The sequence below is a fragment of the Tenuifilum sp. 4138str genome, from assembly GCF_041102575.1.
GTDB lineage: Bacteria > Bacteroidota > Bacteroidia > Bacteroidales > Tenuifilaceae > Tenuifilum > Tenuifilum osseticum.
The window spans coordinates 40,404-66,391 of sequence record NZ_JBGCUE010000005.1; the positions used below are offsets into that span (position 1 = coordinate 40,404).

Sequence of the window (25,988 nt, forward strand, 5' to 3'; positions counted from 1 at the left end):
TTTATTTTATAGTTCAACCAATTCGTTCGCAATGTCTCAAAATAAAACTAACAACGCACGTATCAATTTCTCCAAAACAAAGAGCCTCTACGAGTATCCCGATTTTTTGGATATTCAGTTAAAGTCGTTTATGGAGTTCTTCAAGCTGGGTTCAACCCCCGAAGAGCGTAAGAACGAAGGCCTGTTCAAAGTGTTTCAGGAGAATTTTCCAATTACCGATACCAGGAACAATTTTGTACTCGAATTTCTCGATTACTACGTTGATCCTCCCCGCTATTCCATTGAGGAATGTCTGGATAGAGGGTTAACCTATAGCGTACCACTAAAGGCAAAGTTAAAGCTATACTGTACCGATCCCGAACATGAGGATTTTGATACGGTAGTTCAGGATGTATACCTGGGAACAATTCCCTACATGACACCCCGCGGTAGTTTTGTAATTAATGGAGCTGAACGAGTAGTTGTTTCGCAGCTTCATCGCTCGCCCGGTGTGTTCTTTGGCCAAAGCGTACATCCTAACGGTACCAAGCTCTACTCCGCACGTATTATACCCTTCAAGGGATCGTGGATTGAGTTTGCCACCGACATCAATAACGTGATGTATGCATACATCGATCGTAAAAAGAAATTGCCCGTAACTACACTTTTGCGCGCCATTGGATTTGAGACCGATAAGGATATCCTCCAGATATTCGACCTAGCCGAAGAGGTAAAGGTTTCAAAAGCCACTCTCACCAAGGTAGTGGGTCAACGTTTGGCCGCTCGCGTTCTCAAGAGTTGGATTGAGGACTTTGTTGATGAAGATACCGGCGAGGTGGTTTCAATTGAGCGTAACGAGGTTATCCTTGACCGCGAAACCGTTATTGAAAAGGACCACATCGATTTGATTATCGACTCCGGCGTTAAGTCAATTCTTGTTCATAAAGAATCACAGAGCATTTCCGATTATGCCATAATCTATAACACGCTGCAAAAAGACCCCAGTAACTCTGAGAAGGAGGCTGTGGTACACATTTACAGGCAGCTCCGTAACTCCGAACCACCCGATGAGGCTACCGCCCGCGACGTTATCGATAAGCTATTCTTCTCCGATAAACGTTACGACTTGGGTGATGTAGGACGTTACCGTATCAACAAAAAGCTTAACCTGAACACCTCGTCCGACATTAAGGTGTTAACCAAGGAAGATATCATTGAGATTATTAAGTATCTCATTGAGCTGGTTAACTCAAAGGCTGAGGTTGATGATATTGACCACCTAAGTAACCGTAGGGTGCGAACCGTGGGTGAACAGATGGCTGCTCAGTTTGGCGTTGGTTTAGCCCGTATGGCCAGAACCATCCGTGAGCGTATGAACGTTCGCGATAACGAGGTGTTTACTCCTATCGATCTGATTAACTCCAAAACACTCTCGTCGGTTATCAACTCGTTCTTCGGAACAAACCAGCTTTCGCAGTTCATGGATCAGACCAACCCGCTGGCCGAAATGACCCACAAGCGTCGTTTATCGGCTTTGGGACCTGGTGGTCTTACTCGCGAACGCGCCGGTTTCGAGGTTCGCGACGTTCACTATACGCATTACGGACGCCTTTGCCCCATTGAAACCCCTGAAGGACCTAACATTGGTCTTATCTCATCGCTTTGCGTTTATGCAAAGATCAACGACCTTGGGTTTATTGAAACCCCTTACCGCAAGGTTGAGAATGGCAAAGTTGGCCTGACCAGTAACGATATTGTTTACCTGAGCGCCGAGGAAGAGGAAGCAAAAATTATTGCACAGGCAAACGCTCCCCTTACCGATGACGGTACTTTTGTAAACAACAGGGTGAAAGCTCGCTACGAGGGCGATTTCCCGTTATCCGAAAGTGAATCGGTTGACCTAATGGACGTTGCTCCAAACCAGATTGCGTCAATAGCTGCATCGCTAATTCCGTTCCTTGAGCACGACGACGCTAACCGTGCGCTCATGGGATCGAACATGATGCGACAAGCTGTACCCCTTCTCCAGCCCGAAACCCCAATTGTTGGTACAGGCTTAGAGGGTCAGGTTGTTAAGGATAGCCGAACTCAGATTGTAGCTGAGGAGAATGGTGTTGTTGAGTATGTTGATGCCGACGAAATAGTTGTTCGTTACGATAAAACCGAAGAGGAACTTTTTGTAAGCTTCGATCCCGAAATTAAACGCTACAAGCTACCTAAGTTCAAAAAAACCAACCAGAACACCTCCATTACGCTTAAGCCCATTGTTACAAAGGGACAACGTATTGTAAAAGGACAAGTTCTGACCGAAGGGTATGCAACCAGAGATGGAGAGTTGGCCTTGGGTAGAAACCTTAAGGTTGCATTCATGCCTTGGAAAGGCTACAACTTTGAGGATGCTATTGTAATCAGCGAGCGTTTACTCCGCGACGATGTGTTTACATCAATTCATGTTGATGAGTACATCCTTGAGGTTCGCGATACCAAGCGAGGAATGGAAGAACTTACCGCCGATATTCCTAACGTTTCCGAAGAGGCTACAAAGAACCTCGACGAAAACGGTATGATTAGAATTGGCGCTAATGTTGTTCCGGGCGATATCCTTATTGGTAAAATTACTCCTAAAGGCGAATCGGACCCAACCCCTGAAGAGAAACTCTTAAGGGCTATCTTCGGCGATAAGGCTGGTGATGTTAAGGATGCCTCACTAAAGGCTTCACCTTCGCTTTACGGGGTGGTTATTGATAAGATGTTGTTCTCACGTTCCATTAAGGATGGTAAGGAGGCTAAAAAGGCCAAGACTAATGAGAAGGCTCTGCTTGAGAAACTCGACAATGAGTTTAATAAACAGGTTGCTGAACTTAAGAACCGTTTAGTCGATAAGCTTTTCTCACTAGTTAACGGTAAGACCAGCCAGGGTGTTTACGATAATTTCGATCAGGAAATTTTTGCTCGTGGTGTTAAGTTCACCCAGAAAATCCTTTCGGATATTGATTACATGAACGTAAACCCCAACAAATGGACTACCGATAAGGCTAAGAACGACCTAATTAAAGCAGTAATACAGAATTACATCCTTAAGTGGAAGGAGTACGATGCTGAATTCAAGCGTAAGAAGTTCAACGCAACAATTGGCGATGAACTTCCTGCTGGAATAATGCAGCTGGCCAAGGTTTACATCGCCAAGAAACGTAAAATCACCGTAGGTGATAAAATGGCTGGTCGACACGGTAACAAGGGTATTGTAGCAAAAATTGTTCGCGATGAGGATATGCCATTCCTAGAGGATGGTACTCCTGTGGACATAGTGCTTAACCCCCTTGGTGTGCCATCACGTATGAACCTCGGTCAGATTTATGAAACCGTACTTGGATGGGCAGGTCAAAAGCTGGGCATTAAGTTTAGTACCCCCATTTTTGATGGTGCAGCCCTTGAAGATATTACCAAGTACACCGATATGGCTGGGCTACCCCGTTTTGGTAGAACATACCTTTACGATGGCGGAACAGGTGAAAGGTTCGACCAACCTGCTACTGTAGGGGTTATTTACATGCTTAAGCTCGGTCACATGGTTGACGATAAGATGCATGCCCGTTCCATTGGACCTTACTCACTTATTACTCAGCAACCCCTTGGTGGTAAGGCTCAGTTTGGTGGTCAGCGTTTCGGTGAAATGGAGGTGTGGGCACTGGAAGCATTTGGCGCTTCGCACATCCTTCAGGAAATACTTACCATTAAGTCCGACGATGTAGTAGGAAGAGCTAAAGCATACGAGTCGATAGTTAAGGGAGAACCAATGCCTGAACCGGGCATTCCTGAATCGCTTAACGTATTGCTTCATGAGCTCCGTGGTTTAGGCTTGAGTGTAAATCTGGATTAATCAATATGCCGTGGAAAGGGCAAAGGCCCTTTCCGGATTGGCATAACAAACTTATAACACGAATAATATGTCGTTCAGAAGGGAGAATAAGGTTAAAAGCAACTTTTCAAAAATCACCATTAGCTTAGCATCGCCCGAGGAGATTTTGGAGCGTTCAAGCGGTGAGGTGCTTAAACCTGAAACCATTAACTATAGAACATACAAACCCGAACGCGACGGTTTGTTCTGCGAACGCATTTTTGGTCCTGTGAAGGACTACGAGTGCCATTGCGGAAAGTACAAGCGTATCAGGTACAAGGGGATAGTTTGCGACCGATGTGGGGTAGAGGTTACCGAGAAGAAGGTACGCCGTGAACGCATGGGCCATATCAGCCTTGTTGTTCCTGTTGCTCATATCTGGTATTTCCGTTCACAACCCAACAAGATTGGCTACCTGCTTGGACTACCTGCTAAAAAACTCGATGCCATTATATACTACGAGCGTTACGTGGTTGTTAATCCAGGTATTAAGGCTGCCGATGGTATTAATCAGTTTGACTTTTTAACTGAAGAAGAATACCTCGACATCCTCGATACACTTCCAAAGGAAAACCAGTACCTCGACGATAGCGACCCCAACAAGTTCATTGCTGCTATGGGAGCTGAGGCTCTTTACATGCTTCTGCAGCGCATTAACCTCGATGAACTTTCGTACGACTTGCGTCACAAGGCAAGTACTGAGTCGTCGCAGCAGCGCAAGAGCGAAGCTCTTAAAAGGCTGCAGGTAGTTGAAGCATTCCGCGAATCGGCTCATATAAACAAGCCTGAGTGGATGATACTAAAGGTGATTCCTGTAATTCCACCTGAACTACGTCCTTTGGTACCCCTCGACGGCGGTCGTTTTGCCACATCGGACTTAAATGACCTTTACCGTAGGGTAATCATCAGGAATAACCGCCTAAAAAGGCTAATTGAGATAAAGGCCCCTGAGGTGATTTTACGTAACGAAAAACGTATGCTTCAGGAAGCCGTAGATTCGCTATTTGACAACTCGCGCAAATCGAACGCAGTTAAAACCGAGGCTAACCGTCCTCTTAAATCGTTAAGCGATAGCCTTAAGGGTAAGCAGGGACGTTTCCGCCAAAACCTCTTGGGTAAACGTGTCGACTATTCTGCACGTTCGGTTATTGTTGTTGGCCCAGAGCTAAAGATGCACGAGTGCGGATTGCCCAAGGATATGGCTGCAGAGCTTTACAAGCCTTTTGTAATCCGTAAGCTTATTGAGAGAGGTATTGTTAAAACCGTAAAATCGGCCAAAAAGATAGTTGACAGGCGCGATCCAGTTGTATGGGATATCCTTGAGAATGTGATGAAAGGCCATCCCGTTCTTCTGAACCGTGCTCCAACCCTTCACAGGCTCGGTATTCAGGCTTTCCAGCCCCGTCTTATTGAGGGTAAGGCCATTCAGCTCCACCCGCTGTCGTGTACTGCGTTTAACGCCGACTTTGACGGTGACCAAATGGCTGTACACTTACCCCTTGGAAACGAGGCTATTCTGGAGGCCCAGATACTCATGTTGGGTTCCCACAACATTTTGAACCCTGCAAACGGTGCTCCTATCACTGTACCTTCGCAGGACATGGTACTGGGACTATACTACATAACAAAACCCCGTAAGGGTGCCAAGGGCGAGGGAACAATTTTCTACTCACCCGAGGAGGTTATCATTGCTTACAATGAGAAAGCCGTTGACCTACATGCTATTATCAAGGTTAGGTTAAATACTTTGGATGAAAACGGTCAACCTAAGCAGCAAATAATTGAAACTACAGTAGGACGCGTAATATTTAACCAGTACGTTCCTGCTGAGATGGGCTTCATTAATGAGTTACTGACCAAGAAATCGCTTCGCGATATTATTGGTAAGGTTCTTAAGAAGACCAGTGTGTCCAAAACCGCTCAATTCCTCGATGATATCAAGGACTTGGGATACTACATGGCATTCAAGGGAGGTCTATCATTCAACATCGACGATGTTATCATCCCCGATGAGAAAGCCGAATTGGTTGAAGAAGGATACGCACAGGTTGACGAGGTTATGTCCAACTACAACATGGGTCTCATAACCAACAACGAGCGTTACAACCAGATTATCGACATCTGGACACATACCAACGCCAAGTTGACCTTGATGCTAATGAAAAAGCTCTCCGAGGACAAGCAAGGATTCAACTCAATTTACATGATGCTCGACTCCGGTGCTCGTGGTTCCAAGGAGCAGATTCGTCAGCTTTGCGGTATGCGTGGTCTTATGGCTAAACCGCAAAAATCAGGTGCCACTACCAATGAAATTATTGAAAACCCAATTCTTTCGAACTTTAAGGAGGGTCTTTCGGTACTTGAGTACTTCATCTCAACCCACGGTGCCCGTAAGGGTCTTGCCGATACCGCTCTTAAAACAGCCGACGCTGGTTACCTTACCCGTCGTTTAGTTGACGTATCGCAGGATGTAATCATTACCGAGAGTGACTGTGGTACACTTCGTGGGCTTGTGGCTACTGCCATCAAGAAGAACGAGGAAGTGGTTGAAACCCTTTACGAAAGAATTCTTGGTAGAACCACGGTACACGATGTATTCCATCCGCTAACCGGCGAGCTTATTATTGCAGCTGGGGAAGAGATTACCGAGGAGATTGCTCAAATTATTGAGGAGTCGCCCATCGAGCAGGTTGAAATTCGTTCAGTGCTTACCTGTGAATCGCGCAAGGGTGTTTGCGCCAAGTGTTATGGCCGCAACCTGGCAACCGGTCGAATGGTTCAGAAAGGCGAGGCAGTTGGTGTTATTGCAGCTCAGAGTATCGGTGAACCTGGTACTCAGCTTACACTGCGAACCTTCCACGTTGGGGGTACTGCCGGTAGCATCATTTCTGACTCAAAGATTGTTGCCCGTTTCGATGGTCGTGCCGAGATTGAAGAGCTAAAAACAGTTCAACGTCAGGATGAAAGTGGTAACAACTACCATATAGTTATTGGGCGTTTGGCCGAGATGCGAATTGTTGATTCCAACACTGGAATCACCCTTTCCACAAACAATGTACCTTACGGTTCAAAGCTATACATCAACAATGGTGATACGGTGAAGAAAGGACAACTCATCTGCGAATGGGATCCATGGAATGCCGTTATCATTTCCGAGGTTTCCGGTAAGGTTGGATTCGACGCTCTCATCAAGGAGGTAACCTACCGCGAGGAAAGCGACGAGCAAACCGGTTACCGTGAGAAAGTGATCATTGAATCGCGCGATAAGAGTAAGAACCCCGCTGTAAAGATTCTTTCCGATAACGAGGAGGTTATTAAGCTTTACAACTTACCCGTTAGCGCTCACCTAACCGTTGAAGATAGTGCAACCATTCAAGCAGGTGATATTCTGGCAAAGATTCCACGCGCTGTAGGTAAAGCAGGCGATATTACCGGTGGTCTGCCTCGAGTAGTTGAGCTTTTTGAGGCTCGTAACCCATCGAACCCTGCAATTGTATCGGAAATCGACGGTGAAGTATCGTTTGGTAAGGTTAAGCGTGGTAATCGTGAAATTAAGGTTACCTCTAAGACCGGTGAGGTTAAGAACTACCTCGTGCCCCTGTCCAAGCAAATACTTGTTCAGGAAAACGATTACGTAAAGGCTGGTACACCCCTCTCGGACGGTGCAATTACCCCTACCGATATTCTTGCAATCAAGGGCCCTACCGAAGTGCAGGAGTACATTGTTAACGAGATTCAGGAAGTTTACCGCATGCAGGGTGTAAAGATCAACGATAAGCACTTTGAGGTTATCGTTCGCCAGATGATGCGTAAGGTTGAAATACTTGATCCGGGCGATACACGCTTCCTTGAAGGACAGCTTGTTGACAAGTGGGAGTTCATTGAGGAGAACGATAATATCTTCGAAAAGAAGGTTGTTGTTGATGCTGGCGATGCAGCCCACCTACGTCCAGGTATGATTATTACAGCCCGTCAGCTTCGCGATGAGAACTCAAAGCTGAAACGTAAGGATATGAAGCTGGTTGAAGCTCGCGATGCAGTTCCTGCAACATCCAATCAGGTGCTTCAGGGTATTACCCGCGCTGCGCTGCAAACCAACAGCTTTATGTCTGCAGCATCGTTCCAGGAAACCACAAAGGTGCTTAACGAAGCAGCCATTTACGGCAAGGTTGACACCCTTGAGGGATTGAAAGAGAACGTTATTTGTGGTCACCTCATTCCAGCAGGTACCGGTCTCAGAGAGTTCGATAAGCTTGTTGTTTACTCTAAGGATGAACATCAGCTTATTGAGAAATCAAAGAGTTCAACAGCTACTGTTAAGTAAATCAGATAGATTATTGGAAGGGCCGGTGAATGCCGGCTCTTTTTTTTGCTCATAATCGTTAAATAGCAAACAAATTCATAACTTAGCCGTGAAAACATTAAAACCGTCCAGCTATGAACGATAAAGTAAATCCAATCAATATTGAACTTAGCGACGAGGTAGCTCAGGGTATCTACAGCAATCTTGCCATTATTACCCATTCATCGTCGGAGTTTATCATTGATTTTGTGCGTATAATGCCCGGAATGCCCAAGGCACAGGTAAAAACCCGTGTTATTCTAACGCCCGACCATGCTAAAAGGCTCTTGTTAGCTTTACAGGATAACATGGCTAAGTTTGAGGCTAATATGGGTACAATAAAGTTACCCGAAGGAAGCGAGGGAATGCCTCCATTCCCTATGAATTTTGGTGGTAAAGGTGGTGAAGCTTAAAATACTTTTTTTGCCATGAACAGAGTTTTTACTATTACAATGGCTTTTGCTCTTGCCTTTGTTTCGTGCAACAAGAGCGATAGTTTAGTTGTTCTATCACCTTCAGGCAAGGTATCTATTACATTTCAGATAAATGGTAAAGGGCAACCCTCATACAGCTTGCTTTTTGACCAAAAAACAATAGTTAAACCTTCAACGCTGGGTTTTGAGTTTAAGGATATGCCACCTTTATCGGATAATATTAAGGTTGACAGTTTCAGAACCAGATCATTTAGCGAGAAATGGGAAATGCCCTGGGGCGATCAGCGATGGGTTGATAATACCTACAATGAGCTTAAGGTTTTCCTATCGGAGCGAAAATCGCCTTACCGCAATTTTGCTGTTACCTTTAGGGCTTTTAACGATGGGGTAGGGTTTCGCTACGAGTTCCCTGAGCAGCCCGGAATGGATAGCGTAATTATATTAGCCGAAAATACTAACTTCAAACTAACCGGTGACCACACTTGCTGGTGGCAGCCTGGCGACTGGGATATCTACGAGCATCTATACCGGACAACCCCATTAAGTAAGATTGATGCTGTAAATAGCCAGAGTAAGAACCCTTTGGCTCAAACCTATATCCCTGAGAATGCGGTAAATACCCCTGTTACCATGAAAACATCCGATGGGGTTTACCTATGCTTTCACGAGGCCGATGTAAATAACTATGCCGGTGCAACCCTAAGAGTCGATACGGTTAACCTATCGCTTCAAACAGCGCTTGTTGGAAACGATTCAGGCGTGAAGGTTAAAGCTAAAGTCCCCTTTAACTCGCCCTGGCGAACCATAATAATTACCGATAAACCAGGCGATATTGTAACATCAAAGCTAGTGCTAAACCTTAACGAGCCCAATCTACTTGGCGATGTATCGTGGTTTAAACCCATGAAGTATGTGGGTATATGGTGGGAAATGCACCTTGGCAAATCGTCGTGGGATATGGCCAGCGGTAAGCATGGAGCCACAACGGCAAACGCAAAGCGCTACATCGATTTTGCTGCGCGTAATGGCATAAAAGGTTTGCTGGTTGAGGGTTGGAACACCGGCTGGGAGCATTGGATAGGTTTTGAGGAACGCGAAGGAATTTTCGATTTTGTTACTCCCTATCCTGACTATAATTTAAGAGAGGTTGTGCGCTATGCCAAGAGTAAGGGTGTAAGCCTAATCATGCATCACGAGACATCGGCTGCACCCCGTACCTATGAACAGCAACTCGATTCTGCTTATAGGTTGATGCAAAGCCTTGGCATACATTCAGTAAAGACCGGATATGTAGGAAAAATTATTCCCAAAGGTGAATACCACCAGGGGCAATGGATGGTTAACCACTACCGCAAGGTGATTGAAACGGCTGCCAGATACCAAATTGCTGTTGATGTCCATGAGCCCTTTAAAGGTACTGGTGAGTGGCGAACCTATCCCAATGTTATTGCTCGCGAGAACTTTAGGGGACAGGAGTTTAATGCCTGGTCAGTTGATGGTGGAAATCCCCCAGAACACCTTACAATTCTACCCTTTACCGCACAGCTTGCTGGGCCAATGGATTACACTCCGGGCATTTTTAACATCAAGCTAAAACCCTATAAACCCGATAATCAGGTAAATTCAACCTTAGCTTACCAGCTTGCTCTTTACGTGGTGATATACAGCCCTATTCAAATGGCTGCCGATTTACCTGAAAACTACGAAGGTCACCCTGCCTTCCAGTTTATCCGCGATGTTGGGGTTGACTGGGAGCAAACGGTGGTATTGGATGCTTCCATAGGCGATTACATTGCCATTGCCCGCGAGGAGCGTGATTCAGGACGATGGTTTATTGGAGCAATTACCGATGAGAACCCTCGAGACCTTAGCCTAAAACTTGATTTTCTGAAACCGAACGTTAAATACAAAGCAACTTTGTACCTTGATGGTCCTGATGCTCATTGGGATAAAAATCCTACATCGTATAGAATAGAGACCCGTGAGGTGGATAGCAACACTGTTATTGACCTTAAACTTGCCCCTGGCGGCGGCGCTGCTATTTCGCTTTTCCCATTGTAATAAATAGTTAAGGCTGCCAATTGGCAGCCTTTTTCCCTATCTTTTCAGGTATCTAGCAAATACGTATAAACAAACTGTTGGTGTTAAAACGCCAACAATGTAGCCAACCCAGTGTGAAAGTTTAAAACCCTCAGGAGCAATAATAATGTAGTTGCTAACAACTGCTGTCATAAATAAAGCTGGCAGCAGTGTTATGATGTAGGGTTTCTTTTCTTGTGCTAAATAAACAGTTATTGCCCACAGCACTACTGTGGCAAGCACCTGGTTACTCCAGAACATGTATCGCCAAATAATATCAAACTTTACCTGAGTAAGCGTAAATCCAATAATAAAAAGCGGTAAGCTCACCAAAACCCTATTCGATAGACTTTTCTGCGAGAACTTTAAAAAATCGGCAACAATTAGTCGTGCGCTCCTATATGCAGTATCGCCAGTAGTTATTGGTGCGGCTACAACTCCCAGAATGGCAAGTATCCCGCCAATAGCGCCAAGTGTAGTATTGGAAATTTCCCTTACAATAATTGTGGCTTCACCATTGTAACCAGCAATGGCTGAGTTTAGCCCTTGCGCTCCCCCGTAAAAACTCATTCCTATTGCAGCCCAAATCAATGCAATAATACCTTCGGTTACCATTGCTCCATAGAATACCTTTCGTCCCTCCTTTTCGTTTTTTAGGCAGCGCGCCATCATGGGGCTTTGGGTGGAGTGGAAGCCGCTTATTGCTCCACAGGAGATTGTAACAAACAGCATTGGGAATAATGGGAACTTATCGGCATTGGCTTTCATATTGTGCATATTGTTCCATATTTCTGGAATATCGTAAAGGTAGCCCCCAGTAAATATTGCAATGCTAATTCCAACAGCCATTATGATGAGGGCTAGACCAAAAATGGGGTAAAAGCGACCAATTATCTTATCGATAGGAAGCAGCGTTGCCAGAATGTAGTATGTGAGAATAATAAACACCCAAACATTTTTGGTAAGATAGTCAGGGGTTAACGATGCCATAAGGGCTGCTGGGCCTGAAATGAATGCTGCACCCACAAGAATCATTAGTATTAGCGTAAAAACCCGCATGAATTGTTTTACACTAATGCCGAGGTACTTTCCAATGATTTCAGGGATACTAAGCCCGCCCATGCGTATGGAAATCATTCCTGAGAAATAATCATGAACAGCTCCGGCCAGGATATTACCTAGTACTATCCATAAAAATGCTACTGGTCCGTAGGCTGCTCCAAGAATGGCACCTACAATGGGGCCAAGACCAGCAATATTAAGGAATTGAATAAGGAATGCTTTCCACCAGGGCATGGGAATATAGTCAACGCCATCCTGCATGGTGTAGGCGGGGGTTTGGTTTTGGCTGTTTGCCCCAAATACCCGCTCAACAAACCTGCCGTATAGGAAATAACCTAATACTAAGCCAAAAATCGCAAGAATGAATGAGTACATAGATTTTATTTTTTTTAGCCAAATTTATTTATTTCGGTTTTATTTTTTGGGGCAGCAATAAAAAAAAGCAGCCATTCACGGCTGCTTTTTCTCATTTATCATGGTTTAGTTTAAACCCCTATTCTTCAGCAGTGGTTCAATGCTAGGCTCTTTACCACGGAAATCCTTATACAGCTCCATGGCATCCTTTGAACCACCCTTTTCAAGCACGCAAGTGCGGAACTTGCCAGCAATTTCTTTGTTGAAAATATCGCCGCTTTCAACAAATGCTTCAAAAGCATCGCTATCGAGTACCTCAGCCCAAATGTATGAGTAGTAACCGCTTGAGTAACCCATAACATCGCTAAATATATGTGCAAAGTATGTGCTGCGGTAACGGGGCCATATCTCTGGTATCAGCCCGATCTTGTCCATAGAGGCTTTTTCAAAGGCTACTACATCTTCAATCTTTGCCTTATCAGCAGTTAGGGTGTGGTAATCCATGTCGAGGATCGATGCTGCTAAATACTCGGTTGTGGCAAAACCCTGGTTAAAATGTCCGCTAGCTTCAATCTTATTGATTAGCTCATCGGGCATGGGCTCTCCGGTTTGGTAGTGGCGTGCATACTCTTTCAGGTATTGTTTATGGCCAGCCCAATGTTCCATAATCTGGCTAGGTAACTCAACAAAATCGCGGGGCACATTGCGCAGGCCAGGGTACTGCACCTTACTAAAAAGCGCATGTAGTGCATGGCCAAACTCATGGTAGAAGGTTTCAGCTTCGTCATAGCTGAGGAGTGCTGGTGTGTTTCCTGTTGGTTTGCTAAAGTTACATACTATCGATACTACCGGTGAGATAAACTTACCATCGGGCATTATACGTTGGCTGCGGTACTCGGTACACCAAGCTCCAACCGATTTGGTTTCACGGGGGAAGAAGTCGAGGTATAGTATGCCAACATGCTTACCATCGGCTTCCTGAACCTCGTAAACTTCGCATTCAGGGTGATATACTGGTAGGTCGGTACGCTTTACATACTTCAAGCCGTAAAGCTTTTCGGTGAGGTTGAAAATCCCTGAGCGAACGGCATCGAGCGATAGGTATGGGCGGAGCATTTCTTCGTCCAAATCATATTTTGCCTTACGTACTTTTTCGGCATAGTACCACCAGTCAGCAGGGCCAATTTTAAATTTTGCACCTTCGGCTTTGGCTAGTTTCTGCATATCGTCACGTTCAGCTTTAGCTCTTTTAAGTGCTGGTTCCCAGAGCTGGTTCAAGAGGTTATAAACATTTTCAGGTACTTTGGCCATGTTAACATCTAAAACGTAATGGGCATGGGTAGGATAACCCAAAAGTTCAGCTTTTTTCTGGCGTAACTCTACTATTTGCTTTATTATATTCTTGTTATCGTGAGCATTGTTGTTATTACCACGCATGTAATAGCCATAGTACAACTTATCCCTTAACTCTTTGTTCTGTGCATAGGTTAGGAAAGGTATCATGCTGGGTTTGTAAATGGTATAAACCCATTTGCCTTCCATTCCCCTCGATTTGGCTTCCTCTGCCCCCATCGCTTTTACCGATTCGGGTAATCCAGCCAAATCCTCTTCCTTATCAATCACAATAAAGTAATCATTGTTTTCTGCTAAAAGGTTCTCATTGAACTGAAGGGCAAGCATTGAGAGCTTCTGGTTAATATCACGGAGTTCGGCTTGCTTAGCTGAATCAAGGTTTGCACCACCTCGAACAAACGATTTGTAAGTTTTTTCAATCAGCAACTTCTGTTCTGGGGTGTAATTGTTTTGGGCCATGTTCTCGTAAACGACTTTAACCCTTTCAAATAGCTTGGGATTCATGCTGATATCATCCCGATGTTTCGAAAGCATGGGCGATACCTTTTTAAGAACCTCCTGTAGCTCATCGCTGGTGTTGGCAGAGTTGATATTTTCCATGGTTAAAACCACTCGCTCAAGCAGTTCTCCGCTGTAATCAAGCGGTATGATGGTATTTTCAAAGGTAGGAGCTTCAGCGTTAGCTGTTATTGCATCAATTTCGCTCAGCTGCTGCTTAATGCCCTCAGCAATAGCAGGCTCATAGTGTTCTACTTTAATTTTATCGAATGGCGGAACACCAAAGGGGGTTTTGTACTCGCCAAGGAAAGGATTCTCTGGACCTTTCTTTCCTGTACATGCCATCATTGTTCCCATTAAACCAATGGTTAGAATTAGTAAACCTTTTCTTTTCATCGTCTAAAAGTTTAAGTATTGATAGTTAGATTTTTAGGTTTGATTTTAATTTCCCGAAAGTTAGCAATAATGATTATATTTTTATCATCCTGTGTAATGTTTCGATTTAATATCACCCTTAAAGTTTACTTTGTCTCCAATTTTTAATTTATGGGTTGATGATTGTTGATACTATTTTTATGAATTGGTTTAGAATATTATTTTACTTTTGCACTCTGTGAATAGATGTTTAACAGGTAAAAATGATGTATTATGGGAGCATTTCATGCCTACGACATTAGAGGCATATACAACAAGGATTTCAATAAAGACGATGCCTATAAGGTTGGATTCTTTTTGGTTGACCTGCTAAAAACGAACCGTGTACTGGTTGGTCGCGATGCACGCGAATCGTCCGATGAAATATTCGAGTACCTCACCCGAGGTATCACCGATGCCGGAGCCGACGTATACGATCTTGGCTTGGCAACAACACCTATGGTTTACTATGCCACTGCAAAGGGTAATTTTAATGCATCGGTGCAGATTACTGCCTCGCACAATCCCCGAGAGTATAATGGAATGAAGGTTTCCCGCGAGAATGCTGAACCTGTTGGTTACGATACCGGCCTTAAGGTAATTGAGGAGAAGATTAAAAACGGTGAGCCTATTGTACCTGCTTCAAGCAAAGGGAAGGTTATTGAGCATAACATTAAAGCAGAGTATATCCAATTCCTAAACGGATTTAAACGCGATTATTCCAACCTCAAAATCGGGATCGATTGCTCCAATGGAATGGCTGCACTTATCATTAAGGATATTCTTGGGGCAAGCCCAATTTACCTGTACGATGAGCTCGATGGCACTTTCCCTAATCACGAGGCCAACCCCCTAATCCCTGAGAATGTGGTTGACCTGCAGAATTTGGTTAGGGCTAATGGTTGCGATGTGGGTATCATTTTCGACGGCGATGCCGACCGCGTTATGTTTGTTGACGAGAATGGTCGTTTTATTTCGCCCGACCTCATGATAGGCGTATTAGGTCACTACTTTCTGGAGGAGAAAGGACTAAAGGGTAATGTTTTACAGGATATACGCACCTCCAAGGCTGTGGGCGAGTATTTATCACCAATGGGGGCAACAATGCATACCTGGAGGGTAGGACGTGCGTTTGCCGCTAATAAGCTACGCGAGATTGATGGAATTTATGGTGGCGAGCTTGCAGGTCACTACTATTTCCGAGATTTCTTCTATTCCGATTCCGGCATGCTGGCTTGCATACTCATACTAAACGTTGTGAGCAAGATGAAAGCTATGGGGATATCGCTATCGCAGCTCATATCACGAATCGAGACCTATGCAAATTCCGGCGAAATCAATTTTAAGCTTGAACGCAAGCGCGAAGCCATGGATGCCGTTCGCGAGCATTTTACCTCCGTGGAGCAACCTACTGCTTCGTTCGATTTTGATGGTTACCGTGTGGAGTTCCCCGATTGGTGGTTTAACATTCGCCCTTCAAACACTGAACCCTATCTACGGTTTATAGCTGAAGCTAAAACCCACAAAATGCTTGAGGAAAAGGTTGCTAAGGTGCGCGAAATTATTGCCAAATTCAGCTAATACATATATATGAATATGAATCGGCTGGAAATAACAGGTAAACATGGAACTTACCTGGTAAATCTGGCCGATTCTGCATCTGTTTTAAAGCCAAGCGGTGAAATTTGCTCTACCTATATTGGTTCCGAAAAACAATCGGGTAGGAGAGTTGTTGTAAAACGGTATCACCCTTGGGTTAACTCCGCTTCCGCTTACTTTTGGCGCATCGAGCGCGAGGCTCAAGCAACCTCTGCATGCTCGGGCTTATCCTCCGAGTTGATACAATTGGAGGGCATTTACTACTTGGTTACCGATTACATTGAAGGTGTTAGTTTTAAGGAACTTACCCGCTGGCGATACCATCGTAAGCTAAATTACTACAATCTCATTTATCTTGCTTCCAAAGCATTAGGTGCATTGCAAAAGATCCATGATGCCGGTTTTATTCATTGCGACATTAAACCATCGAATATCATTGTAACTGATCCCAAAAATATTGCAAACTCCGATGTTAGAATAATCGATTATGGTTTAGCACGCAAACCTGCTGAGCCATTACATAGCAATGAAAAAGCTCTCGCTTTTGGTTTAATATATTCCGCTCCTGAGCAGGTGCTCAATTTTTGGGATTTAATCGACGTTCAAACCGATATTTACTCAATGGGAGTTACGCTTTGGACACTATTTTCGCGTAGCGAGCCATGGGTGGTGAGTAACCCTCTAAAAACTATTCATGTTCAGTTAACCCAATCCTTACCAGGGAACCGAAGGGTTGCTGATGATTTAATGAGCATATTGTTAAAATCAACATCAAAGGCTCAATTACTCAAGCCGCCGCACTATTACACCCGCACCCAGTTAAGAACCTTTTTGCAACAAGCCAAAAGTAGTAGGTATGCTAGTGCTGAAGAGATGTTAAAGCATATTGAACAACTGGGAAAGAGGTAGCCAAAATGTTAAAAAAGTTTTGCTGCTGTATTGTAATTTAAAAAAATCAGTATCTTTGCACCGCAAAACAATGGCGGGGTGTGGCGCAGTTGGCTAGCGCACTTGCATGGGGTGCAAGTGGTCGTCCGTTCGAGTCGGATCACCCCGACCAAGGAGAAGAAGGAGGCAGTCAAGCCTCCTTTTTTCATTTCCTGCAGTTGGCTAGCGCATCCCGACTTGGGTCGGGATGGTCGTGGAGTTCGAGTCGGATCACCCCGACCAAGGAGAAGAAGGAGGCAGTCAAGCCTCCTTTTTTCATTTCCTGCAGTTGGCTAGCGCATCCCGACTTGGGTCGGGATGGTCGTCCGTTCGAGTCGGATCACCCCGACCAAGAAAAATAAGGAGGCAATCAAGCCTCCTTTTTCTTTTGTGATTTTATCTTCCTCATCCATTTCAGCCAAATTCAAGCATTGCAGTTCCCTAATGCGTTATATTTTGCCTTTCTCTTCAACCAACAACCATCAACTAACAACCATCAACTAATCAATCAGTTGGCTAGCGCATCCCGACTTGGGTCGGGATGGTCGTCCGTTCGAGTCGGATCACCCCGACCAAGGAGAAGAAGGAGGCAGTCAAGCCTCCTTTTTCTTTTATGAGTTTTTCTCCCTCATTCATTTCAGCCAAATCAAGCATTGCAGCTCCCTTAAGCGTTGTCTTTTCCCTCTCTCTTCAACCAACAACCATCAACTAACAACCATCAACTAATCATTCAGTTGGCTAGCGCATCCCGACTTGGGTCGGGATGGTCGTGGAGTTCGAGTCGGATCACCCCGACCAAGGAGAATAAGGAGGCAATCAAGCCTCCTTATTCTTTTGTGAGTTTTTCCCTCATCCATTTCAGCCAAATTCAAACATTGCAGTTCCCTAAAGCGTTGTATTTTGCCTCTCTCTTCAACCAACAACCATCAACCAACAACCATCAACTAATCATTCAGTTGGCTAGCGCATCCCGACTTTGTGTCGGGATGGTCGTGGAGTTCGAGTCGGATCACCCCGACCAAGAAGAAAAAGGAGGCAGTCATGCCTCCTTTTTCTTTTGTGAATATGCTTCCATCTTTCTTTTTAATGTATGCATGGCATTTCCTAAAGGCTTTGTTTTTGCATCTATCTTCAACCAGCAACTATCAACTAATCAATCAGTTGACTAGCGCATCCCGACTTGGGTCGGGATGGTCGTCCGTTCGAGTCGGATCACCCCGACAGGTGAAAAAGAGGAGGCAAAACAGCCTCCTTCTTTTTTTTCCATGCTGTTTTTTACACATCGTTTAGGGAGAACCGTGATGTATGCTTGCCAAATATCTTCCCTCGCTATTTTCATGACGGGTCAATTTCCACCATCAACTATCAACTATCAACGAACAACGAAATTGTTCGAGTCGGATCACCCCGACCAAGAAGAATAAGGAGGCAGTCATGCCTCCTTATTCTTTTCCATGCATTTTTTTTACACATCGTTTAGGGTGAACTATGATGGATGTTTCCCAAATATTTTCCCTCGCTATTTTAATGACGGGTCAAATTTCAACCATCAACTATCAACTATCAACGAACAACGAAATTGTTCGAGTCGGATCACCCCGACCAAGAAGAATAAGGAGGCAGTCAAGCCTCCTTTTTCTTTTCCATGCAGTTTTTTACACATCGTTTAGGTAGAACCGTAATGTATGCTTGCCAAATTTCTTCCCTCGCTATTTTCATGACGGGTCAACCATCAACTATCAACGAACAACCAACAACTAATACTTTTGGATTTGGATATTTCTGAAAAAAAAATACATTTGTATAATCAGACAGGCGTATTGTTCAACTAGAGTTATGTCGATTTTGAAACCAAAATCGTTTTGGTCAATTTTATTAGTGAGATTGATGAAAGCATAAACAAAAAATATTGAATTTATCATTTGTTAAAATTAATTGCTTGTAAAACAAAAATTTAGAAATATGAAGAAAGTGTTAATTTCTGTAATCCTATGTGCTTTCGCATTTTCTAGCGTAAAGGCTCAAAACATCACTGGAATGTATGCTAACCTAGGGAATGGTTACATGTTTAACTCCAACCAGCCCGATTTTCATAAAAACTCCATTGGTAAATCCTTTAGCTTTGGCCTTTTTAATAGGTTTTCCATAAAAGGTGCTCAAAGTAGGCTTAACTACGATTTCTCACTCTGCAATTTTCACTACCAAAACGATACCGTAAGTGCAGTTGCCCTTCAAAACTTGCTTGGGGTTGATTTTTTGATTAATCCCTTTAGTAAGGGTAGCAATGATCAGGTAAACCTATTTATTGGCGTAGGAATTTATGGCCTTTTTCAGACTCGTTCCTTTGAGCCGGAATCGGGTATTGAGACTATAAACGATGGTTACGCAGGATATGCGGGTCTGGGTTTTAAGGTTAACTATGTTATCCCAATTCAAGACACGGAAAAGTCTGAATCGGCCTTTACCCTTGGTTTTGCCTTTCGGCCTAAGACCCTTTTGCTAAGTAAGGATGAAATACCCACATTTACAACGGCATCGTTTACCTTAGGTTTTGAGTTTGGCAGAAAACGATAGAATGGATTAACAAGGGGTATCACTGGTTTTCGCCTCTGGTATTTGTATCTAAGTATAATTATAGCTGATAGGCAGAGGCTTGTCAGCTTTTTTGTTATGCATACTTCAATATCGTTTAGTTAAGGTTATTTGTCATCCAGAGCGTAGCGAAGGATCTCTCATCGACCCCATGAGATGTATCACTTGCGCTCAACATGACAACCTTCTCATGAAACGAGCAATAGCAAGTATCACAGAGTTACACAATGTAACACGGTGTTACACAGAGCGTGTGACGTAATATTCACGAACAACGAGCAACGAATAACGAACAACGCTTCCTGCCCCGTAGGGGTGAAACATTTGCAACTCCATTGTCACCCCAAGCAAAGTCGAGGGATCTCGATTTAAGATTAAGAACTCACTAGCTAGCACACGTCTTCAGACGCACAAATAAATCGCCCTGAAAGGGCAAATAACATTAGCCCTGGGTTTTAACCCAGGGTAATGAGGTATTCAAATTATTTTGCGATGCACGCAATGCATTTTCCATAGAACAATCCTGAAACGTTGCATCGCAAAAGAAAAATCATTACAAAGAATTATTTACATGTTCTTTCTTGTCTTGATACAAGAAAGAACCAAAGAAGATCAAGGCTGAAAAGCCCGACCCGATGGGTACCCCGTGGGTGGAACTGCCACGCGATACAATTCACCACGCCGTAGGCGTGGCTCATTTGGTATCGCTTACTAAGCCCACCGCCACGTTCCACCCACGACCCATTGCCGGGTCAGGCTTTTATGCCTCTGCCTGCATCTTCCGCTCCATTCCCTCTCAGGGAAAAGTGCTGGGGTGAGGTTGTATCCCACGAGCAACGAACAACGAGGAACTTACACGAATGACTTCATTTGTCATCCTGAGCATAGCGTAGGATCTCAAATCGACCCCATGAGATGTTTCGCTTGCGCTCAACATGACAATAGCTTCACGAACAACGAACAACGCTTCCCGCCCCGTAGGGGCGTAATATTTGTAAAACATTAGTATTCTTAAATCTGGAGCGATGCACACCATACATTTTCCAAAGAGCAAAGGGAAAGCGTTGCATCGCAAAAGAAAAGCATAGCAAAGAGCAGTCTCCAAAAACACAACAAGGGTTAAAGGGAAATAGATGCTTCGGCTAGCTCAGCATGACAATGGAGCAGAAGGGAAGGTAGGGTTTTTGTCACCCCAAGCAAAGTCGAAGGATCTCATCAAAGGACTGAAGAGAAAGGAGCAAAGAGATGCTTCGGCAAAGTCTATCCCTATAAATCAGGACTCAGCACGACAGCGTGATGTTTCGCTTGTACTCAACATAACAAATAACCTTAACTAAAAGACATTGATACATATTTTTAAAATCCTTTATACTCTAAAGCTCATAGCCTAAAAAATAATAACTATCTTTATTCATCAAAAAATATTGTTTAAAATCAATTTAAATAATTGTTTAGGCATTGCAAATTATTAGTATTTTTGCATCAAATTGAAATATCTAAATTAATAAATATATATATAGCTATGGCGATATTTAAATCACTAAACACCGATGATGCTAAGGAATCAGCAGGCAAGGAACTGCCTGTTGAGAATGTGCGGGTTCTAATTCTTGGTTCAGGGCCTGCAGGCTATACTGCTGCAATATATGCAGCAAGAGCCAACCTCAAGCCTGTTCTATACGAGGGTATCCAGCCCGGCGGACAGCTAACTACCACAACTGAAATTGAGAATTTCCCCGGTTACCCCGAGGGTATTACAGGTACCGAAATGATGGAAGACCTCAAAAAGCAGGCAATGCGTTTTGGTACCGATGTGAGGTTTGGTATAGCAACTTCCACCGATCTGTCCAAGCAACCCTACAGGGTTGTTATAGATGATGAGAAGGTAATTGAAACCGATGCTCTAATCATTGCAACAGGAGCAACAGCAAAGTACCTTGGTCTTGAATCGGAAGAAAAGTTCAAGGGTATGGGGGTTTCGGCTTGTGCCACATGCGATGGTTTCTTTTACCGTGGGAAGGACGTTGCTGTAGTTGGGGGTGGCGATACGGCCTGTGAAGAGGCTACCTACCTGGCTGGACTGTGTAACAAGGTTTACATGATTGTCCGTAAACCCTTCCTAAGAGCATCAAAGGCAATGCAGGATAGGGTATTCAACACACCCAACATCACCGTTATGTTTGAGCACGTAACAAAAGAGATTGTGGGTGACCAAAGTGGGGTAAACGGAGTAATACTTACCAACACAAAAACCGGCGAGGATGTAAAAATTGATATTTCCGGATTTTTCTTAGCCATTGGCCATCACCCTAACTCCGATATCTTCAAACCTTGGATCGAGACCGATGAAGTTGGTTATATAAAAACTGTTCCTGGAACATCTAAAACCAATCTGCCAGGCGTTTTTGCCTGCGGTGATGTTCAGGATCCGCATTACCGTCAAGCTATTACTGCTGCCGGTTCGGGTTGCATGGCTGCCATTGATGCTGAACGGTATCTTGGGGAGCGAAACTTTTAATGCCTCTCTGATTTCAATAAAAACAAAAACCCCGTTAAAACGGGGTTTTGTTTTGAATATCTGTTTACTACTATATCTGAGCAATCTTTTCCTTATCGTACTTTCCTGCCAGCAGTTTTCCCCTTACGGCTGCAAAGGCGTTTATTGTTTCCTTAACATCGTCCAGGGTATGTACGGCCGTAGGTATAAGTCGGAGCAGGATTTGTCCTTTTGGAATCACAGGGTAAACCACCATGGAGCAGAAAATGCCATAGTTCTCACGCAAATCGTAAACCATGTTTGCTGCTTCGGGTATTCCACCTTTCATGTAAACGGGGGTTACTGGCGATTCAGTTTTGCCTATATCAAATCCCATTTCCTTTAATCCCGTTTGAAGCGCATTGACAACCTTCCAAAGGTTTTCCTTGAGCTCTGGTTGGGTTTGTAGCAGTTCCAAACGCTTAAGTGCACCAAATACCATAGGCATGGGTAACGACTTAGCAAAGATTTGCGAACGCATGTTGTAGGCTAGGTAGCGTATTACTTTTTCATTCGATGCTACAAAACCACCAATGCCTGCCATGCTTTTGGCAAAAGTTGCAAAGTAAAGGTCAATATCGTCCTGCACGCCAAAGTGTTCTGGGGTACCGGCACCTGTTTTACCCATGGTTCCAAAACCATGTGCATCGTCAACCAGAATGCGGAAGTTAAACTCCTTCTTCATGTCAACAATAGCCTTAAGATTACCAAGGTCACCGGCCATTCCAAATACGCCTTCGGTAATCAGGAGAATTCCGCCACCGGTTTTCTCAGCGGTTTTGGTTGCATGCTGCAACATTTTGCGGCAGCTATCCATGTCGTTATGTTGGAATACAAACCGTTTACCTGGGAAAAGGCGAAGCCCATCAATAATACAAGCATGCGACTCGGAATCGTATACAACCACATCGTTACGGTTAAGCATGGTATCAATAATGGAAACCATACCCTGGTAGCCGTAGTTTAGCAGGTAAGCTGATTCCTTGCCTACGAACTTTGCAAGTTTTTGCTCAAGTTCCTCGTGCTTGTTGGTTTGACCGCTCATCATGCGGGCTCCCATCGGGTACGCCATGCCATACTTTGCGGCAGCTTCAGCATCGGCTTTGCGAACTTCAGGGTGGTTGGCTAAACCCAAGTAGTTGTTCAAGCTCCATGTTAAAACCTCTTTCCCACGGAAAATCATACGGGGTTTAATTTCGCCCTCAAGTTTTGGGAATGAAAAATAGCCATGGCTATACTGCTGCCATTGGCCTATTGGGCCCATGTTGTTAATCTTATCAAAAATATCCACGGTTATAAAAAATTTTGGTTAGTAATTCGTTACCTCAAATTCTCAGCAAATCTATACTAAATTTGCTCTCAATGCGTTTGTTGGTTATAAAATTTATTCACATCATTTGCTATTTATCTGTAATACTGTGCATTAACAAATTTTATGATCGAATGGCATCAATTTTTTGGTCATGTAACTCCAAAAACATTAATTTTCACAAAGATTTTGAATAAATTTGCCTGCTTAAAACAAAGCATTAAATAATAATTGGTTTGATTATGAAAATTCAGGGCCTTTTTAAGTTTGAAAGAATTGTATTGCTTTCCTTTATTATTGTTCTTTTATCGTCGTGTAGTGGATTTGAGAAGGTTCTTAAGAGCAAGGACTATGAGTATAAATACAAGATGGCCTTGGAGTACTACAAAAAGAAAGATCATTACCGTTATGTAACCCTACTTGAGCAGCTTCAAAACGTGTATAAGGGTACATTCCGGGCCGACACTATTGATTTTTATTTGGCTCAAGGTTACTTTCACCAGGGCGACTACCTGCTTGCAGGTCATCAGTTCGATATGTTCCGTAAAAACTATCAGCGCAGCGTTTTTACCGAGGAGGCTGAATTCATGTATGCTTACTGTTACTACATGTCGTCGCCAAGGCCTGAGCTGGATCAGACCAATACCCTTGCGGCCATTGAGGCTTTTACTGAATTTATAAATCGATACCCCAATACCTCCCGTAAGGCCGAGGTGAATAAGATAATGGTTGAATTGCGCGATAAACTGGTTGAAAAATCGTACCTTAGCGCAATGCTTTACTACAAGATTGGCGATTACAAGGCAGCTATTGTAGCAATTCGAAATAGTATAAGGGACTACCCTGAAAGTAAGCACCGCGAGGAGTTAATGTTTCATCTACTTAAAGCATCGTACCTTTTAGCCGATAATAGTATTGAGAGCAAGCGTAGGGAACGTTTTCAGAATGCGCTTGATGAGTACTACTCCTTTATCAGTGAATACCCAAGTTCAAAGTACTCGAGCGAGGCAAAAAAAATGTACGATGCTACCATGAAAGTTTTGCAAAATTTAAACTAAGTATAAATATCGCTATGGACATCAAGAAAATCAATGCACCAGTTAACACAGTAACCCGCGATTTGGATAAGTTGGATAGGGAAACAGGCAATATCTACCAATCGGTTCGGATAATTGCCAAACGTGCCAATAAGATTAGCATTGATATGAAGCAGGAGCTTAACCGTAAGCTCGAGGAATTTGCTTACTATACCGATAACCTTGAAGAGGTTTTTGAAAACCGTGAGCAAATTGAGATTTCAAAGTTCTATGAGCGTCTTCCCAAACCTACACTCATAGCAGCACAAGAGTTTCTGGATGGAAAGCTGCACTATGAGTTTAAGGAAGAACAAACTTCCGAGAGTGAGGCTTAAAGGAAAACATATTCTAATCGGTGTTACCGGAAGCATTGCAGCCTACAAGGCTGCAACGCTTATTCGTTTGCTTGTAAAGGAGGGTGCAGAGGTTAAAGTGTTAATGACACCCCTGGCCAAGGAGTTTATTACTCCCCTTACGTTGGCAACTTTCTCAAAAAATCCTATCCTGGTTGATTTTTTCAATCCTGAAAATGGCGATTGGAATAGTCATGTGGATTTAGGCCTTTGGTCCGATTTATATATCATTGCGCCGGCTTCGGCCAATACCATTGCTAAAATGGCTACCGGAGTAGCCGATAATCTGTTGCTTACAACTTATCTTTCGGCCCGTTGCCCGGTTATGGTAGCTCCCGCAATGGATTTAGATATGTATAGGCACCCAGCAACTCAACAGAATATCTCAACGCTTCAGTCTCGAGGGAATATTATTATAGAAGCGGCAACAGGAGAGCTTGCTAGCGGCCTGAGTGGGAAAGGCAGAATGGAAGAACCCGAGAATATTCTTGAGCAGGTTGTAAGTTTTTTTTTAACCAGTCAGCGCCTTAGTGGTGTTCGGGTATTAGTTACATCAGGGCCAACCTACGAGCATATTGATCCCGTTCGGTTTATTGGTAACCACTCCAGTGGCAAGATGGGTAATGCCATTGCCCTTGAGCTGGCTCGCCAGGGTGCTATTGTTGATTTTGTAAGCGGACCTGTCTCGCAATACCCTAACCACCCCAATATCAACATACACAGGGTAACTAGTGCTGCAGAAATGTATAAGGCAGCTACCACCCTTTTTGGCGAGGCTAAGGTTGCCATCCTTGCTGCTGCCGTAGCTGATTTCACAGTTGAAAATGTTGCCAATCAAAAAATTAAGCGCGAGGCCGATGACCTTGTTCTTAGGCTTAAACCCACACACGATATTGCTGCCCACCTTGGTAAAGCAAAGAAGAGCAATCAACTCCTAGTTGGTTTTGCACTGGAAACTGCTAACGAGATTGAGAATGCAAAGGCAAAGCTGCAACGGAAAAATCTAGACATGATTGTTTTAAACTCCATGAACGACCCTGGTGCAGGTTTTGGAACCGATACCAATAAGGTAACCTTTATCATGCGCAGTGGTCAGGTAGTTCCCTTTGAAACAAAGCCCAAGGATATGGTTGCAATCGATATTGTTAATGCTGTATACGAAATGTTGAATAAAGGCTGATTT

At 43.9% G+C, this 25,988-nt stretch carries 15 protein-coding genes and 1 tRNA gene; 13 read left to right on the forward strand and 3 right to left on the reverse strand.

What is annotated here, in order from left to right:
* The first annotated feature begins 31 nt into the window (after nucleotides 1-31).
* The 4 genes from rpoB to AB6811_RS06535 all read left to right on the forward strand — a co-directional run bounded on the left by rpoB (nucleotide 32) and on the right by AB6811_RS06535 (nucleotide 10,714).
* Nucleotides 32-3,859: a DNA-directed RNA polymerase subunit beta gene (gene rpoB, locus AB6811_RS06520; RefSeq protein ID WP_369489634.1), complete on the forward strand. Its 3,828-nt coding sequence runs from the start codon at nucleotides 32-34 to the stop codon at nucleotides 3,857-3,859.
* A 67-nt stretch (nucleotides 3,860-3,926) separates the two neighbouring features.
* On the forward strand, nucleotides 3,927-8,201 hold the full coding sequence (gene rpoC / locus AB6811_RS06525) for a DNA-directed RNA polymerase subunit beta' (protein WP_369489635.1): 4,275 nt from the start codon (nucleotides 3,927-3,929) through the stop codon (nucleotides 8,199-8,201).
* 113 nt (nucleotides 8,202-8,314) lie between these two features.
* Nucleotides 8,315-8,632, forward strand: coding sequence for a DUF3467 domain-containing protein (locus AB6811_RS06530; RefSeq protein ID WP_369489636.1), 318 nt, complete (start codon nucleotides 8,315-8,317; stop codon nucleotides 8,630-8,632).
* A gap of 15 nt (nucleotides 8,633-8,647) precedes the next feature.
* A complete protein-coding gene (locus AB6811_RS06535; protein WP_369489637.1) occupies nucleotides 8,648-10,714 on the forward strand; it encodes a glycoside hydrolase family 97 protein in 2,067 nt (688 codons plus the stop codon).
* Between the two features lie 36 nt (nucleotides 10,715-10,750).
* Here AB6811_RS06535 and AB6811_RS06540 read toward each other — a convergent pair whose 3' ends face one another.
* Nucleotides 10,751-12,169, reverse strand: a complete 1,419-nt coding sequence (locus AB6811_RS06540) for a carbon starvation CstA family protein (protein WP_369489638.1) — start codon at nucleotides 12,167-12,169, stop codon at nucleotides 10,751-10,753.
* Nucleotides 12,170-12,274: 105 nt separating this feature from the next.
* The gene (locus AB6811_RS06545) at nucleotides 12,275-14,395 is read right to left on the reverse strand and encodes a M3 family metallopeptidase (protein WP_369489639.1); all 2,121 of its coding nucleotides are present in this window, start codon (nucleotides 14,393-14,395) and stop codon (nucleotides 12,275-12,277) included.
* A 252-nt stretch (nucleotides 14,396-14,647) separates the two neighbouring features.
* Between AB6811_RS06545 and AB6811_RS06550 the strand changes: the two genes are divergently transcribed.
* The 6 genes from AB6811_RS06550 to trxB all read left to right on the forward strand — a co-directional run bounded on the left by AB6811_RS06550 (nucleotide 14,648) and on the right by trxB (nucleotide 22,049).
* A complete protein-coding gene (locus AB6811_RS06550) occupies nucleotides 14,648-15,994 on the forward strand; it encodes a phosphomannomutase/phosphoglucomutase (RefSeq protein ID WP_369489640.1) in 1,347 nt (448 codons plus the stop codon).
* A 9-nt stretch (nucleotides 15,995-16,003) separates the two neighbouring features.
* The gene (locus AB6811_RS06555) at nucleotides 16,004-16,921 is read left to right on the forward strand and encodes a serine/threonine protein kinase (protein ID WP_369489641.1); all 918 of its coding nucleotides are present in this window, start codon (nucleotides 16,004-16,006) and stop codon (nucleotides 16,919-16,921) included.
* A 74-nt stretch (nucleotides 16,922-16,995) separates the two neighbouring features.
* Nucleotides 16,996-17,072 (forward strand) — tRNA-Pro (locus tag AB6811_RS06560).
* 1,829 nt (nucleotides 17,073-18,901) lie between these two features.
* Nucleotides 18,902-19,513: a hypothetical protein gene (locus tag AB6811_RS06565; RefSeq protein ID WP_369489642.1), complete on the forward strand. Its 612-nt coding sequence runs from the start codon at nucleotides 18,902-18,904 to the stop codon at nucleotides 19,511-19,513.
* A gap of 653 nt (nucleotides 19,514-20,166) precedes the next feature.
* Entirely contained in the window at nucleotides 20,167-20,349 is a 183-nt protein-coding gene (locus tag AB6811_RS06570; RefSeq protein ID WP_369489643.1) for a hypothetical protein, read from the forward strand.
* A gap of 704 nt (nucleotides 20,350-21,053) precedes the next feature.
* Nucleotides 21,054-22,049, forward strand: a complete 996-nt coding sequence (gene trxB / locus AB6811_RS06575; protein ID WP_369489644.1) for a thioredoxin-disulfide reductase — start codon at nucleotides 21,054-21,056, stop codon at nucleotides 22,047-22,049.
* Between the two features lie 70 nt (nucleotides 22,050-22,119).
* Here the strand turns inward: trxB and AB6811_RS06580 are convergent, their stop codons facing one another.
* Nucleotides 22,120-23,331, reverse strand: coding sequence for an aminotransferase class I/II-fold pyridoxal phosphate-dependent enzyme (locus tag AB6811_RS06580; RefSeq protein WP_439655713.1), 1,212 nt, complete (start codon nucleotides 23,329-23,331; stop codon nucleotides 22,120-22,122).
* A gap of 287 nt (nucleotides 23,332-23,618) precedes the next feature.
* Here AB6811_RS06580 and AB6811_RS06585 point away from each other — a divergent pair, with 287 nt between their 5' ends.
* From AB6811_RS06585 to coaBC, 3 genes are read left to right on the forward strand one after another with little or no spacing between them, the layout of a single operon-like run.
* On the forward strand, nucleotides 23,619-24,434 hold the full coding sequence (locus AB6811_RS06585; RefSeq protein WP_369489646.1) for an outer membrane protein assembly factor BamD: 816 nt from the start codon (nucleotides 23,619-23,621) through the stop codon (nucleotides 24,432-24,434).
* 14 nt (nucleotides 24,435-24,448) lie between these two features.
* Entirely contained in the window at nucleotides 24,449-24,787 is a 339-nt protein-coding gene (locus AB6811_RS06590) for a DNA-directed RNA polymerase subunit omega (protein WP_369489647.1), read from the forward strand.
* Complete coding sequence (gene coaBC, locus AB6811_RS06595; protein ID WP_369489648.1) at nucleotides 24,777-25,985, forward strand: bifunctional phosphopantothenoylcysteine decarboxylase/phosphopantothenate--cysteine ligase CoaBC; 1,209 nt, start codon at nucleotides 24,777-24,779, stop codon at nucleotides 25,983-25,985. The genes AB6811_RS06590 and coaBC overlap by 11 nt, the downstream gene beginning before the upstream one ends.
* Nucleotides 25,986-25,988: the final 3 nt, after the last annotated feature.